Source organism: Terriglobales bacterium (assembly GCA_035624475.1).
GTDB lineage: Bacteria > Acidobacteriota > Terriglobia > Terriglobales > Acidobacteriaceae > DASPRL01.
In genome coordinates this window covers 1-14,294 of record DASPRL010000050.1, presented here as the reverse complement: position 1 = coordinate 14,294, position 14,294 = coordinate 1, and the positions used below count along the sequence as shown (strand labels likewise).

Annotated in this window: 14 protein-coding genes; 5 read left to right on the top strand and 9 right to left on the bottom strand. The window is 68.3% G+C overall.

Annotated features, from left to right (window positions below):
• The 3 genes from VEG08_02380 to VEG08_02370 form a co-directional block, all read right to left on the bottom strand.
• The coding region (locus VEG08_02380; protein HXZ26825.1) for a DUF1800 family protein at positions 1-1,252 on the bottom strand (1,252 nt) is incomplete at its 3' end.
• Positions 1,253-1,360: 108 nt separating this feature from the next.
• A complete protein-coding gene (locus tag VEG08_02375; GenBank protein HXZ26824.1) occupies positions 1,361-2,614 on the bottom strand; it encodes an HD domain-containing phosphohydrolase in 1,254 nt (417 codons plus the stop codon).
• A gap of 120 nt (positions 2,615-2,734) precedes the next feature.
• Positions 2,735-3,448 (bottom strand): HAD family hydrolase, encoded by a 714-nt coding sequence (locus VEG08_02370; GenBank protein HXZ26823.1) that lies wholly within the window; start codon positions 3,446-3,448, stop codon positions 2,735-2,737.
• Between the two features lie 236 nt (positions 3,449-3,684).
• On the opposite strand from VEG08_02370, the gene VEG08_02365 reads away from it, so the two are divergent.
• From VEG08_02365 to VEG08_02350, 4 genes are all read left to right on the top strand, one after another.
• Positions 3,685-5,733, top strand: coding sequence for a TonB family protein (locus tag VEG08_02365; protein ID HXZ26822.1), 2,049 nt, complete (start codon positions 3,685-3,687; stop codon positions 5,731-5,733).
• A gap of 66 nt (positions 5,734-5,799) precedes the next feature.
• Complete coding sequence (locus VEG08_02360; protein ID HXZ26821.1) at positions 5,800-7,497, top strand: Zn-dependent hydrolase; 1,698 nt, start codon at positions 5,800-5,802, stop codon at positions 7,495-7,497.
• Complete coding sequence (locus VEG08_02355; GenBank protein ID HXZ26820.1) at positions 7,494-7,850, top strand: PilZ domain-containing protein; 357 nt, start codon at positions 7,494-7,496, stop codon at positions 7,848-7,850. The genes VEG08_02360 and VEG08_02355 overlap by 4 nt, the downstream gene beginning before the upstream one ends.
• 38 nt (positions 7,851-7,888) lie before the next feature.
• On the top strand, positions 7,889-8,206 hold the full coding sequence (locus VEG08_02350) for a PilZ domain-containing protein (GenBank protein ID HXZ26819.1): 318 nt from the start codon (positions 7,889-7,891) through the stop codon (positions 8,204-8,206).
• Between the two features lie 136 nt (positions 8,207-8,342).
• On the opposite strand, the gene VEG08_02345 is transcribed toward VEG08_02350, so the two are convergent.
• The 4 genes from VEG08_02345 to VEG08_02330 all read right to left on the bottom strand — a co-directional run bounded on the left by VEG08_02345 (position 8,343) and on the right by VEG08_02330 (position 12,483).
• Positions 8,343-9,194, bottom strand: coding sequence for an MqnA/MqnD/SBP family protein (locus tag VEG08_02345; GenBank protein HXZ26818.1), 852 nt, complete (start codon positions 9,192-9,194; stop codon positions 8,343-8,345).
• Positions 9,195-9,238: 44 nt separating this feature from the next.
• Positions 9,239-9,403: a hypothetical protein gene (locus VEG08_02340; protein ID HXZ26817.1), complete on the bottom strand. Its 165-nt coding sequence runs from the start codon at positions 9,401-9,403 to the stop codon at positions 9,239-9,241.
• 116 nt (positions 9,404-9,519) lie between these two features.
• A complete protein-coding gene (locus VEG08_02335) occupies positions 9,520-10,842 on the bottom strand; it encodes an aminopeptidase P N-terminal domain-containing protein (protein ID HXZ26816.1) in 1,323 nt (440 codons plus the stop codon).
• A 51-nt stretch (positions 10,843-10,893) separates the two neighbouring features.
• The gene (locus tag VEG08_02330; protein HXZ26815.1) at positions 10,894-12,483 is read right to left on the bottom strand and encodes a cellulose synthase family protein; all 1,590 of its coding nucleotides are present in this window, start codon (positions 12,481-12,483) and stop codon (positions 10,894-10,896) included.
• A 298-nt stretch (positions 12,484-12,781) separates the two neighbouring features.
• On the opposite strand from VEG08_02330, the gene VEG08_02325 reads away from it, so the two are divergent.
• Positions 12,782-13,096, top strand: a complete 315-nt coding sequence (locus VEG08_02325) for a PilZ domain-containing protein (protein ID HXZ26814.1) — start codon at positions 12,782-12,784, stop codon at positions 13,094-13,096.
• A gap of 39 nt (positions 13,097-13,135) precedes the next feature.
• Here VEG08_02325 and VEG08_02320 read toward each other — a convergent pair whose 3' ends face one another.
• Positions 13,136-13,606, bottom strand: a complete 471-nt coding sequence (locus VEG08_02320; protein HXZ26813.1) for a GNAT family N-acetyltransferase — start codon at positions 13,604-13,606, stop codon at positions 13,136-13,138.
• On the bottom strand, positions 13,603-14,294 hold a 692-nt coding region (locus VEG08_02315), incomplete at its 5' end, for a CofH family radical SAM protein (GenBank protein ID HXZ26812.1). The genes VEG08_02320 and VEG08_02315, both read right to left, overlap by 4 nt.

Below are 14,294 nucleotides of genomic sequence, written 5' to 3'. Positions count from 1 at the left end.
ACTTGGCTACTTCGATCACGTCCTGCTGGGTGTAGCCGCCGTTCACGCTGAGCGTATGCAGCTCCATGAGTTCGCGGGCGTAGTTCTCATTGAGCCCGCGGCGCTGCTGGTTCTGCTGCTGCTGCTGACGCTGCCGGCCCTGCGGACCAGCGGCCGGGGGCCGTGGCGCCCCCGCCGCCCCCTGGGGATAGCCGCCGGGCCCGCCCAGCATGCCGCGGTAGCGGAAGTTGCGGTTGCCGCGCACGCCGCCGCCGGGGCCGTAGCGCGCGAAGTCGGAGTCGGGGCCGACGCTCAGCCAGTTGTCCAGATAGAAGAGCATGGCCGGGCTCTTGGCGGTGGCTTCCAGCAGGTCGCGGAACTTGCCCAGGGCGTGCGGGCGGATGACGTCGCGCTCGTAGCTGGTGACCAGGTAGCGGTCGGCGCCCTTGTTGAGGAAGACGTTGAAGTGATTGAACCAGAAGTCGGTCATCACTTCGTCCAGTTGGCGCTCGCTGTAGACGGCGCGCAGCAGCTTGGCCTGCATGAGTTCGCTGGCCACCACCTGCTGCGGCGCCACCATGGCCAGGACCGCCTCGCGCTGCCCCGGCGAGAAGTCGCCCATCATCTGCTGCCGCTGCTGCGGGCTCAGGGACTGGGCGAAGGCCTGGCGCTCCTCCGGCGTCATCTTCAGGATCTCCTGCATGCGCTGCTCGGGGGACATCTCCAGCAGTTCTTCCGCCTTCAGGTCGGCGTACATGCGGGCTTCTTTGTCCTGGTCGGGCATGGCGGCCGCGCCGGTGGCGGCCGCATCTCCCTGGCCGCGCTCCTGGCGGCGCTCCTGGCGCTCGCGGTAGGCGGCGAGAGCGACCTCGTACTGTGCCCGCAGCTTGGGATCGGAGGGCATGGGCATCCGGCCCTCGGCGATCGCTCTCAGCACCTGCGGCGGGGGATAGTTCTCGGCGATCTCGCGGGTGCTCATGCCCACCGTCTTGAAGCCCTCGAGCCGCGCCGCCAGCGCGCTGTCGTCGATCTTCTCGGGGTGGAGCTGCTGCTCGATCCACTTGTCCACCCCCATCTGCGCCACCCGCTGCACCTCTCCCGGACGCGGGCCGAAGGTCAGCCGGTTCAGGGCGTGGGCCGCGCGCTGCTCCTCAGTCATCCCGGGGGCGGGGCTGGATGCCGGCTTCTGGTCGGCGCCCAGCAGCCACCGGGCCGGCAGGCCCAAGCCCAGCAACATGACCAGCAGGACGGCAGCACGATGTCGCAGCTTCATGGTTTTCCCCCGGTGAATCCGTGCCCTGTAGGAGGTACCAACCCGGGCGGAGACAAAAGTTGCTTCCTCGGGCGGCCCCAGGGCTAAGAGCTAAGAGCTAAGAGCTGCTCAGGCCGAGTACACGCGTCCGTTGTTGATGCGGTAGCTGAGGGTGGAGGCGAGGTGGTCGACGTCGCTGGGCGCGATGTTGCAGACCACGTGGCCGTCGAGGAACTTGGTCTTGTTGCGCCCGGTGGAATCGCGCCGCACCTGCACCAGCAGGGCCTGCACCACGTTGGCATCGAACTTCTGCGGGGTGAGCTTGAGCAACTCACTCAGGGCCTCGCCCACCGCCATGGGAGGACGGTAGGGGCGCTCGTTGAGCATGGCGTCGAAGCTGTCGGCCACGGCCACCACCTTCACCGGCAGGGAGACCTCGCCGTTGCGCAGGCGGTCGGGATAGCCGGAGCCGTCGGCGCGCTCGTGATGCCAGCGCACCACCTCCGCAACGCGCGGCCAGGGAAACTGGATGCCGGAGACGATCTGGTGGCCGACCACGGTGTGGTCGGCCATGGCCGCGAACTCGCGCTCGTCCAACGCCGCCGGCTTGTGGAAGATGTACTTGTCCACCGCCACCTTGCCGATGTCGTGCAGATAGCCGCAGGCGCGCAGGCCTTGCACCTCGCCTTCCTCCATCCCCATGGCCTCGGCGATGCCGGCGGCATAGCGCCCCACCCGCAGGGAGTGGCCGCGCAGGTTGTAGTCCTTCACGTCGATGGCGGCGGCGAAGGCCTCCAGGGTATGGTCGTAGTAGCTGTGCAGGGAGGCCAGCAGCCGCAGGTTCTCGGCGATGCGCTGCTGCAGCGACTGGCCCAGGGCATGGTTGTGGACCGCCAGGGCGACGTAGCTGGAGACCAGGCCCAGGGCCTCCACTTCGTCGGCTTCGTAAGCGGCGTCTTCGGCGCGGCGGCCCAGCGCCAGCGCCCCCACCAGCCGCCCGGCCACGTGCAGCGGGGCCACGCACCGGAAGAGTTCGGGGGCGATGTTGCCGTTGGCGCTGAGGAAGCCGTCGCGGTTGCCCGGGGCCAGCAGCTGCGGGCTGCGCGCCATCTGCAGGGCATGGACGTGCTTGGGCAGCAGCGGGATCACCGCCGGCTCGGGAAAGAGGGCGAAGCCGTGGGCGGCCAGGGAGGTGAGCAGGGCCGGCCGGTCCCGGAAGGCCAGCAGGGCGCCCTCCCGCGCCGACACCGCTTCCATCACCAGGCCCAGGATGGAGCGCGCCGTCTCTGCGAAATCGCGCTCCGCGGTCATAGCCGGGCCCAGGTCCGCCAGCACCTGCAGCGAGAGCAGCAGGCGGCGAAAGCTGTTTTGTCCGTTTTCCAAGCCGAAGTGGCAGGGAAAACCCCAGAGCAGGTCAGAGTACCATGGCGCGCGAGTGTGTAAGACTTTCCCACCTAGTGGTTAGTTTGGTGCGAGGTAACAGGCGCGCGTGACCTGCGCCCTTCAGAAGTGTGCGCGCAGTTGAGGAAAGTTCTCCACCACCAGCAGGCGGCGGGAGTCCGCAGGGACGGCGACCTCCTCGTGCTCCAGCACCCAGGTCATGTCGTGGGGGACGAAGACGGCGTTCAGCCCCGCCGCCAGCGCCGGGTTCACGTCCGACTTGGGGCTGTTGCCCACCATCCAGGTGAACTCCGCGGCCAGGTCGTACTTGGAGACCACCTGGCGATAGGTGGGCGCGTCCTTCTCGGCCACGATCTCCACCGCCGCGAAGTACTCCTTCAGCCCCGAGCGCTCCACCTTGCCCGACTGCTCGGCGAAGTCGCCCTTGGTCATGAGGATGAGGTGGTGACGGCCGGCCAGGTAGTCCAGCGTCTCCGCCACTCCGGGCAGGACCTCCACCGGGTGCTCGGCGATGGCGTGGGCGATGCCGCGGATGGTCTCGTGCAGCGCCGGGGTCAGCGGCTCCACCGCCAGCCGCTCGAAGGTGTCTACCAGGGCGTGGGCGAAGCTGTGCAGCCCGTAGCCGTGGCGCAGGATGCACTCCCGCTCCACCTCGTTCAGCACCTCCCGCACCTGCGCGGGGGAGTACTCCCGGTGGTTGAGGAAGGAGATGAAGCTGGCGATGGCGCGCTCGAAATAGATGTTGTTCTCCCAGAGGGTGTCGTCGGCGTCCACCAGCAGCGTCTGGGAGCCGGGGATCTTCTCGGGCGCGGGCATGCTTTCGGCATCATACCGCGTCCGGAGCGGCGCCAGTACCTTCGGACAATGTCCTACCGGCCCTGTCCCAAGGAGAATTGACGAGGCCAAGCGACCAGCAAGAAGATGAGGCCCTCAGCCCAACGACGGGGGATCCCCACATGGTCGCCATGTCAAACCCCGGGATGGGTCCTGATTCCGATTCGCCCGCGAACAGGACGTCACGTTTCCGCCCACAGGTGTCGCTGGCGGAGGAATTGGCACGGGCCCAGACCTTTACCGGTGCCAACGGCGCCGCCCTCGCCACCCTGGAGGGAGACAACCTCATCTGGCTGGGGGCGGTGGGCGAGAACCTGCCTAGGACCGGGGATCGCTGGTCGCTGGCGGGCAGCTTCGCCAAGCTGTGCCTGGGGCGCAAGACCCGGCCACAACGCTGTGACGACGTCGAGGTGGACGGTCGCGTGGATGCTGCCTTCCGCGGCCTGCACGCCAAGTCGCTGGCCCTGGCTCCCGTCCACGATGCCGGCAAGGTGACCGGAATCCTCGCCGTGTTCTCCGGCAACTCCCGTGCTTTCAATGGCATGCACACGGCCGTGTTGCAAACCGAAGCGGACGGTCTGGCCGAGTTGGTGCAACAGGCGCGCCAAGCCGCCGGCGTCCAAGGTGAGAAGCGGAAGGAAGAGCCCCCGCCGGAGGAGAAGCTGCGCCCGGCCGAGCCCCAGCCCGTCCAAGTGGTCGCGCTGGCGCCGCCACCGCCCGCTCCGCCCGAGCCCAAGCCGGCGGCGATCGTGCCGCAGCCGGTGAAGTCGCCGGAGAGAGAGTTCGAGGCTCTCGAGTCCGCCTTCGTCTTGGTCCCTCCCCCAGTGGCCGCACCGCCGCCGGCTCCCGCTGCCGAGGTCGCGCCGCCGCCTGTGACGGCGGCGCTGGCAGGGGCGCCGGAGGCGGCGCCGGCCGCGGTCCCAACCCCGCCGCCGGCGGCCACCGCTACGCCGGCTCCTGTGGAGCGGCCGACCCTTCCCGGCTTCATGCCCTTATCCGCCACGGCCGCGGCCCTGGCCAAGGCCAAGCCCATCCCAACCCCGCCCGATCTGCTGGTGGATGCCAAGGTCCGCAAGCCGGTGACCTCGGTCGGGGTTCCGACGCCGCCCCCGGCGCCGGTCGCGGTGCCGACGCCGCCGCCGGCTTTCACAGCCGTGCCGACGCCTCCGCCCGCGCCCGCCGCGCTCCCAACTCCGGCCCCGGCCCCGGCGGTGAAGTTCGTGCCCCTGGCGAAGCCCGCTTCCAAGACCCCGCCGCCGGGGAGCCTCCCGTCCGTGGCGGCGCCGGCCGGCGCTTCCGCAGCCAAAGCCGTCTCCGGCGAGGAAGAGAAGTTCCTGCCGGCGGCGGCCGATCCCTTTGCTCACCATGCTCCGGTGCATGTGCGGCCGCCCCAGACGTGGCCGCGCCCGGATGTGGCCCCGGCGCGACCGACCTTGGCCAACCTGGAAGTCGTAGGACGCAGGAGCCACGGCAGCGCCTGGCGGCTTCCGTTGCTGGTCGCGGCGGTGGCCGCGGTGGGACTGGGGATCTTGTGGTTCCGGACGCGCAGCCACGCGGCCCGGAGCCAGCCCGCGTCGGCGGTGACACAGGCCGCCCCGACGCCGGTGGCGACCCCTCAGCCCGCGCCGCCAGCGTCCACCCCGGAAAGCCCGGCGGCGGCGACCCCAACGCCCGCGGCTCCAACGGCGGCTGAAACCGGCTCCGCCGCTACCGCTGTCGCGACCCCTGCCGAAGGCAGCCGGCAGATAGTCACTGCGCAGCCAAGCTCTTCCCCCGTCAAGACGCAAGCGCCCGCCGCCGGGGCGCGCCCGACGGCCACGGTGGCGGCTCCGGCCGGCCTGGAGGTCAGAACCCCGGCGCCGGTGGCGGTGCCCTTGACGACGCGCTCCCAGGAGCCCGCGCCCAAGACCCTGCTGAGCCTGCCGGCGGCAGCCCCGGCCAAGCTCCCCGACCTGCCCAAGCCCCAGGCGCCGGCTGCCAACCTCGTCCGCCAAGCCTCGACGCCGGTCCCGGCGCAGCTCTTGCAGAGCGTCCCACCGGTCTATCCCGCAGCCGCCAAGTCGCTGCGGCTGGAGGGCGTGGTCCGGCTTACCGCGAAAGTGAGTGCCGAAGGCCGGGTCACCGACGTGGTCTGGGTCAGCGGCAATAGTTTCTTCAAGGACAGCGCGCTCTCCGCCGTGCGGCGCTGGCGCTACCAGCCCGCCTCCCTGGATGGGCAACCGGTGGAGTCGACCGTCGAGATCGTCCTGAAGTTCACGCCGCAGTAGGCGGGCGAGACCGGGCGCGGGAAGCTGGTTCCCGCCTTCCCGCCTGGGATACAATCGCGTTTCTCCATGAACCCGCATCCGCTCCGCTGGCTGACTCTCCTGCTGCTCCTGGTCGTGCTCACTGCAGGGGCTCCCGCGCAGCGCCCCTCGCAAAAGAGGACACCCGCCGCGCCCGCCGCCGCCGCTCCCCGCCCCGAGGCCATCCTGGCCAGGTTTCGGACGGTGCGCATGCCCTTCCGCACCACCCATCTCTCCGCCCGCGAGCGCCGCATGGTGCAGAAGCTGGTGGAGGCCTCGCAGTATCTCGAAGACATCTACTGGCGGCAGAGCGACCCCGACGGCCTCACCCTGTTGCAGTCTCTGCAGGCCAGCAAGGATCCCCACGATGTCGCCGTGCGCCGCCTGCTCATGATCTTCGGCAGCCGCTTCGACCTGCTCGATGACAACCGGCCCTTCGCGGGGGACGAGCCCATGCCCCCGGGACGCGGGCTTTATCCGCGCGGCCTCACCCGCGGCCAGATCGAGCAATACGTGAAGGACCATCCCGAGAAGAAGGCCGAGATCTACAGTCCTTACACGGTGGTGCGGCGCGATGGTGACGACCTGGTGGGCGTTCCTTACCACGTCGCCTATCGCAGCTTCCTCGAGCCCGCTGCCCAGGCCCTGCGGGAGGCCGCCGCTCTCTCCAGCGATCCCGCCTTCGCCGCCTTCCTGCGGGCGCGCGCCAAGGCTCTGCTGAGCGACGACTACTATCCCAGCGACCTGCTCTGGCTCGACCTGAAAGACCCGAAGTGCGACGTCATCTTCGCTCCCTACGAAACCTACCTGGACGACGTGCTGGGGGTGAAGACCTCCTACGGCGCCGCGGTCATGGTGCGCAACGAGGAAGAGAGCACCAAGCTGGCCGTCTTCCAGAAGTACGTGGCCGAGATCCAGGACTCGCTGCCCCTGGCGGCGGAGGACCGGCCCTCGGTGCGCGGCCACGCCACCCCCATGGAGGTCATGGACACTCCCTTCCGCGCCGGCGACCTGCGCCACGGCTACCAGGCGGTGGCCGACAATCTGCCCAACGATCCCCGCATCCACCAGGAGAAGGGCACCAAGAAGATCTTCTTCAAGAACTTCATGGACGCGCGCGTGAACTTCGTGGTGCTGCCGGTGGCCCGCCACCTCATGCGCCCCGACCAGGCCGCCCAGGCCTCCGCCGAGGGCTACCTGGCGGACGTGATGATGCACGAGATCTGCCACGGCCTGGGCCCCGCCTTCGCCCGCCAGAACGGCAAGCCGGTGGACATCCGCGTCGCCATCGGCCCCGCCTACTCGGCGCTGGAAGAGGCCAAGGCCGACGTGGTGGGCATGGTCGCCCTGAAGTGGCTGGTGGAGCACGGCGCCCTGCCCAAGGAGCGCTTGCCGGAGTACTATGCCTCCTACCTGGCCGGCATCTTCCGCACCGTGCGCTTTGGGGTGGCCGAGGCCCACGGTCGCGCCGAGATGATGGAATTCAACTACTTGAGCGAGCAGAAGGCCATCGTGCGCGAGCCCTCCGGGCGCTACGCCATCGACCCGGCCCGCATCGGCCCCGCTCTCGCTTCCCTGGCCAAAGAACTGCTGGAGCAGGAGGCCAGCGGGGACCGCGCCCGCGCCGAACAGTGGTTTGCCCGCTACGATTCCATGCCCGCCGAGTTACAATCCGCTCTCAAGGCAGCCTCCCAGGTGCCGGTGGACATCGAGCCGATCTTTTCTTTTCCGGAGCCAGTGCAATGAAAAAGAGCCAGGGACCATCCGGGCATGAGCGCCGCCGCTTCGAGCGCGTGGACGTCGCCTTCTCCGCCGGGGTGCACGTGACCGACCGCAAGGGCAAGGTCATGGGGGTATTGCGGCAGTTGGGCCGCGGCGGATTCATGCTGGAACCCAACAAGCCGGTCAAGCCGGGCAAGAAGTACGAGCTGCTGATCGTGGACCAGAGTGAGAAGGTACGCCGCGAAGTCACGGCCGTGGCCCGCTACGCCGACGCCCGCTACGCCGGCTTCGAGTTTCAGCACCTGGACGTGGATGCCGCCGTCGACATCGGCATCCTCATCGGCAAGTACTACGCTTCCGAGGTCGCGCCCGCCTAGCCGCGGGCGCCGCCCTCCCCCGTTCCGCGAGGTGAGCCATGCCGGACAAGCGCAAGTACGAGCGCGTGAACCTGCCCGAAGCCGCCAACATCTACGCCGCCGAGGAAAAGGGGCCGCGCCTGGGCCGCATCCGCGTGCTCGGCCTGGGCGGCCTGCTGGTCGAGACCCAGCGCAAGTTCGCCAAGGGCGAGAAGGCCACGCTCGCCATCGTGGACGTGAGCGAGGGCATCCACCGCAAGGTAAAGGTCCGCGCCCTCTACGTCCTTCCTGCCGGCGTAGGCTTCGAGTTCGAGAAGCTGGACGAGCAATCCGCCGTGGAGATGGGCGTCATCATCGGCAAACACAAGGGGAAGTAGCAAGAGGCTGGAGGCGCGAGTGAAAAGCACAGTCCTGGCTCGCTGCTGCTGACGCGCGCGGTCCTGCACGCCCGGTCCGCGCTGGGACCCGGAAGCCGCCCCCTCACCAGGGGCCAGCTCGTCCCCGTGCGCGTCCCTACCCTACGAAATCGACCTTGGCGGGGTGGGAGATGATGCCGGCCTTGTAGCCCATGGCGAGCAGGCGGCGGACGGCTTCGCGGCCATCGGCGCCGTAGTCCAGGGTGCGCTCGTTCACGTACATGCTGACGAAGCGGTTGGCCATCTGCGCGTCCAGGTCGCGGGCGAACTGCATGGCGTAGTTGAGCGCCTCCTCGCGGTGGTCGAGCGCGTACTGGATGCTCTGGCGCAACGCCCCATTGACGCTGGCGATCAGCTTCTTGCCCAGGTCGCGGCGGATGGCGTTGCCGCCCAGGGGCAGGGGCAGCCCGGTCTTCTCCCGCCACCACTGCCCCAGGTCCACGATCTTGTGCAGCCCGGAGCGGGCGAAGGTGAGCTGGCCCTCGTGGATGATCAGCCCCGCCTCGTAGCGCCCCTCCACCACCTGGGGAATGATCTGGTCGAAGGGCACCACCTCGGTCGTGACCTGGGGCGCGAACAGCTTGAGCGCCAGGTAAGCGGTGGTCATGGTGCCGGGGACCGCGATCCTCTTCTGCGCGATCTCCTCGGCGGGGAAGGCGCGCGCCGCCACCACCATGGGTCCATAGCCCTCGCCCACGCTGCCTCCGGTGGGCAACAGCGCGTATTTCTCCTGGATGTACGGGTAAGCGTGGAAGGAGATGGCGGTCAGGTGGTAGAAGCCCTCCAGGGCCTTGCGGTTCAGGGTCTCGATGTCGCACAGGGTGTGGACGAACTTCAACCCCGGCACGCGCACCTTGTTGGTGGCGAGGGCGTAGAACATGAAGGCGTCGTCGGAGTCAGGGCTGTGGGCGACCTTGATCTCTTTGTTCTTGGCGGCGCTCTTGGACATGGGTCGCTGGGTCCCAGGGGGGAAGAGGCTGGTAAGGCGGCTGGTTATCTCAGCGTGCTCTGCTCTTCCTGCTCGATCTCGTGCAGGGCCTCGCGCAAGGCGGTTTCGGAGGCCTCGTGCTGGTGCCGGCGCCAGCGCAGGTAGCAGGCCCCCGCCACCGCCAGGATGGCCGCCACCGAGAGCACAAAGATCAGGAACAGGATCTTCATGACGATTGCGTGACTAGGATAGCAGAAGCCCCACCGGGTCCGCGCCCCAAAGCCACGAATAGAGGCAGTGTAGGCGGGAGATGGTCGTTGCGACAGATACTCTCTAGGTTCGGCCGCTACGGCCGATCCGCCATCGCCTTCTCCACCTCGTCGGCGGTGTGAGGCAGCGACGCGGTCAGGTCCACCAGCTTGCCGTCTTGGTCCACGTAGAAGATGTCCTCGATGCGCACGCCCAGCTTCTCCTCCGGGAGGTAGATGCCCGGCTCGATGGTGAAGACCATGCCGGGCTCCAGGGGCGCGGTGGCATCGCCCACGTCGTGCACCTCCAGCCCCACGTAATGGCTGAGCCCGTGGATGAAGTACTGCCCCAGGCGCTTGCCGTGCAGGTCCTTGCCGTGGCTGTTGATGTACTCGTAGGCCACCTGGTAGAGGGAGTCGGGACCGGAGCGCGCCAGGGTGGACTTGCCCGAGCGGAAGGCGGCGATGGCGGCGCGCTGCGCTCCCAGCACGATGTCGTAGATCTCGCGCTGGCGCGCGGTGAAGTGCCCGCTGGCGGGCAGGGTGCGGGTGATGTCGCTGGCGTACATGGAGTACTCACCGGCCACGTCCATCACCACCACGTCGCCGTCTTCGATCTTGCCCGAGTCCTCGGAGTAGTGCAGCACGGTGGAGTGGAAGCCCGCGCCCACAATGGGCGCGTAGGCGGGCCGCTCGCAGCCCCGCCGCTCGAACTCGTACTGCATGAGGGCGGAGATCTCGCGCTCCGTCATGCCCGGGCGCAGGGCGTGCATGGCCGCCAGGTGCCCCGCCATGGAGGCCTCGGTAGCCTTGCGGATGAGCGCGATCTCGCCCGCGTCCTTGATCACCCGCAATTCCGCCAGCAGCGGCTTCAGGTCGCGGAAGGAGACGTAGTTGGGAAAGGCGTTGGCGCGGCGCAGCCAGTCCAGTGGGCCGGGGGCGGAGGGCGAGGCGGCGTCCCAGGCGGGCAGGTCGGAGTAGACGGTGGCCGCGGGCCCGGGGGCCAGGCGCGCGATCTCGGAGCGCAGCATGTCCAGCGCCTCCACCCGATCGAAGCCGGTCTCCTGCGGTGCGCGCACGTCCTCCGGGCCCAGCTTGGGCCCGGTCCACTTCTCCTGCGAGGCATTGTGGTTGGGCAGGAAGAGGATCTCGGTGTAGGGGCGGCCGCCGGCCGCGGGGGCGATCAGCAGCGCCGCCCCCGGCTCCGCCCAGCCGGAGAGATAGTAGAAGTTCTCGTCCTGGTGGAAGCCCCAGACCGCGTTCTGGCCCTCGGATTCGGTGGCGGCAAAGAGCACCACGATGCCGCCCTTGGTTGCCTCGGCCAGGCGCTGGCGGCGGGCGCGGTAGTCGGCGCTGGACTGGCGCTCCAGCGCCCCGGCGGAGACGCAAAGCAGGAGAACGGCGATCAGCAACTTGCGCACGCGGAACCTCCCGTCACAGATGAAAGCGGGATTCTAACAAAAGGGGGGCGCCTAGACGCCCACGGGGAAGGGCTTTTCGTGGATCTCCAGCTCCGACTGGGGGCGCAGCAGTTGTGCCAGGGCGGAGAGGCGCCCTTGCAGCAGCGACATCAGTCCCGTGTACCAGTAGCCCAGCACGAAGATCACCAGGAAAGGCACGGTGATGTAGTTCATGTTGACCATGGCGTAGTACACGGCGGCCGCGAAGTAGCTCCCGATCAGCAGCTCGATCCAGGGCAGCACCAGCAGGCGGCGCCGGTACTTGCCGGTGCGCACCCGGTCCTTCTTCGACTCCACCTTGTACTTGGGCGTCCGCGCGAAGGCCGACTTGTGCCCCAGCAGCGCCTCCAGCACGGCGCGCGAGTTGGTGAGCGTCAGCCCGATGCCCAGCGCCATCAGGAAGGGCAGGAAGAGCAGGGTGCGGAACCAGCGCCCCGGGAACAACTCCTTCTGCGAGACCAGGTAGAAGCTGGAGATGGAGAAGGTGGAGGCCAGGAACAAGGGCAGGTCGATGTAGAGCATCTGGAACCAGCCCTGGTAGAAGCGGATGATCATGGCCGGCAGCAGCAGCACCGAGAGCACGATCATCAGCGGGTAGCTGATGTTGGCGGTGAGGTGATACCAGGCCTCGTACTTGTTCTTGAAGGGGACGTCGCTGCGCATCACCTGCGGCAGGATCTTGAGCGAGGTCTGGATCAGGCCCTTGGCCCAGCGCGCCTGCTGGGTCTTGAAGGCGGTCATCTCCACCGGCAGCTCCGCCGGACACTCGATGTCCTGGCGATAGAGGAACTTCCATCCCTTGAGCTGGGCGCGGTAGGAGAGGTCGGTATCCTCGGTGAGGGTGTCGTGCTGCCAGCCGCCCGCGTCCTCGATGGCGGCGCGCCGCCACATGCCGGCGGTGCCGTTGAAGTTGAAAAAGACGCCGTGGCGGGAGCGTGCCCCGTGCTCCAGCACGAAGTGGCCGTCCAGCAGGATGGCCTCCACCTCGGTGAGGAAGGAATAATTGCGGTTGATGTGCGTCCAGCGCGCTTGCACCATCCCCACCTTGGGGTCGGTGAAGTGGTGGATGGTGCGCAGCAGGAAGTCCTCCGGGGGGACGAAGTCGGCGTCGAAGATGGCGATGAACTCGCCGTGGGCGCTCTTCATGCCTTCCCGCAGCGCGCCCGCCTTGTAGCCCTCGCGGTTGCTGCGGTGCAGATGAGTGACGGGATAGCCCAGGGCAGCGTAGCGCTCTACCACCCTGCGCGTCACCTCCACCGTCTCGTCGGTGGAGTCGTCCAGCACCTGGATGTCGAGCTTGTCCTTGGGGTAGTCGAGCCGGCAGACCGCCTCCACCAGCCTCTCGATCACGAACTGCTCGTTGAAGATGGGAAGCTGCACCGTCACCCGCGGTAGTTCGGCGAACTCCTCCGCCGGCGGCCGGCACTGGTTCTTCCGACCGCGATAGTACTGGTACACCAGCACGTAGCGGTGCACGCCGTAGGAGGCCAGCAGGATCAGCACCGTGAAGTATGGGATCAGCAGCGCCAGGTCGAAGGCGTTGGCGTGGTAGAGCCCTTTGAAAGTGGTGTCGAGGAACTGGCTCTTGAAATAGCGCACCACGGGGTTCTGCGGCGCCGCCGCAGCCAGCAGACAGATTGGGATCAGAGCGCTCAGAGAACCACTCCGGGCAGAAAAGGTCTACAGGGAACCCGACTCAGGGCGAACCAGACCGAGTAATTTTACCTCAATTTGAAGGTCGGCAGCCTGCGACGGTCCCTCCTCCGGCCTGTGTCCCGTGGAACGCCGGGGACCAAAGGACGCGGAGGGCGGCTGATTTGGCCGCCGCCCTCGAGTTACCCTGGTACATGGCCCAGCGGCACCTACCGGCCGGCGGAGAAGCAGGAGGACAATCGTCCACATGGACGAGAGGCGAGGCGCCCCCCGATTCTCGCTGACGCTGCCCATGCGCTATCGCCCCACCGGGGACGCGCACTGGCGGAATACTACGACCAAGAACGTCAGCGCCAGCGGCGTCCTGTTCCTGGCGGTCGAGCCGCTGGTTCCGGGACGCAAGCTGGAGGTCGAGATCCTGATGACGGAGTCCTCGGCGATCAAGGCCAGCCGGGTCCTGGCCACCAGCGAGGTGGTGCGGCAAAGCTCCGAGACCGAGTGGCTGCTGACTGCGGTCCACCACCTGCAGAGCCAGACCCAGCCCATCCCGGAACAGGCCTAGCCGCCCGGTCCCGGCCGCTGCCGCTGATCCCGGACATCCCTATTTCAGATCGAGGCGCATTTCGTTGGTCGCTGTGAAGCCCAGGGCCTCATAGAGGGCGCGGCCCTGGTTGCTGGCGTGTAGCGCCACCCCCGCGAAGCCCTCCGCACGGCACCAGTCCACGATGGCCTGCAGGATGCGCCGCGCCAGACCGCGGCGGCGGTACTCGGGCTCGGTGTAGATGTTCAGGATGTAGGCCCGGCGGGGCTGAGGGCTGGCGGGGTGGCCGAGCCAGGGATGGATCACCAGGCCGCCTCCCGCCACCACCTGCCCGGCGCCGTCCTGGGCCAGCCAGCCGCGGTAGAAACCCTCCGCCAGGCCTTGCCGGATGAAGGGCTCACTGCTGCTGCGCGTGGCCGCGAGCGCGGCCGGATCGCGATAGCCCATGTCCTCGAACATGGCGCGGCGGTGGTGGAGGATGACCTCCAGGTCGGCGGGAGTAGCGGCGCGAATGCGGAAGTCGTCGCTCAATTCAGGAACAGGGTGCGGTAGAGGGTGTCGCGCTGGGCGGGGCGGAAGCCGGCGTCGCGGATGATGCGCCGCAGTTCCTCCTCGGTGGTGCAGTTGGAGGTGCCCGCGGCTTTGACCACGTTCTCCTCCAGCATGACCGAGCCCACGTCGTTGCCCCCGAAGCGCAGCCCCATCTGGCACACCTTCAGCCCCTGCGTCACCCAGCTCGACTGCACGTTCTCGAAGTTGGAGAGGAAGAGGCGCGCGATGGCCAGGGTCTTCAGGTACTCGACCGCGGTGGCCTCATCCCAGCCGCGCCCGCCGAGCGCCGTGTTCTTGGGCTGGAAGCTCCAGGGGATGAAGGCGGTGAAGCCCCCGGTCTCCTCCTGCAGGTCGTAGATGCGCTGGAAGTGGTTGACGCGGTGCTCCAGGGTCTCGCCGCAGCCGAACATCATGGTGGCGGTGGTACGCATGCCCAGTTGGTGGGCGGTGCGGTGGACGGTGAGCCAGTCCTCGGTGAGGCACTTGAGGCGGGCGATCTTGTAGCGCACCTCGTCGTCGAGGATCTCGGCGCCGCCACCGGGGATGGAATCGAGGCCGGCAGCGCGCAGGCGCTTGATGGTGTCCTCGACCGAGAGGCCGTTCAGGTCGGCAAAGTGCAGGATCTCCGACGCCGAAAAGCAATGCAGGTGCACCTGCGGGAAACGCT

Excerpts from the sequence above, each read along its gene's own strand:
- VEG08_02370 (HXZ26823.1), bottom strand. The coding sequence starts at position 3,448 with ATGCCCGCGCCCGAGAAGATCCCCGGCTCCCAGACGCTGCTGGTGGAC.
- VEG08_02360 (HXZ26821.1), top strand. The coding sequence starts at position 5,800 with ATGAACCCGCATCCGCTCCGCTGGCTGACTCTCCTGCTGCTCCTGGTC.
- VEG08_02355 (HXZ26820.1), top strand. The coding sequence starts at position 7,494 with ATGAAAAAGAGCCAGGGACCATCCGGGCATGAGCGCCGCCGCTTCGAG.
- VEG08_02350 (HXZ26819.1), top strand. The coding sequence starts at position 7,889 with ATGCCGGACAAGCGCAAGTACGAGCGCGTGAACCTGCCCGAAGCCGCC.
- VEG08_02345 (HXZ26818.1), bottom strand. The coding sequence starts at position 9,194 with ATGTCCAAGAGCGCCGCCAAGAACAAAGAGATCAAGGTCGCCCACAGC.
- VEG08_02340 (HXZ26817.1), bottom strand. The coding sequence starts at position 9,403 with ATGAAGATCCTGTTCCTGATCTTTGTGCTCTCGGTGGCGGCCATCCTG.
- VEG08_02325 (HXZ26814.1), top strand. The coding sequence starts at position 12,782 with ATGGACGAGAGGCGAGGCGCCCCCCGATTCTCGCTGACGCTGCCCATG.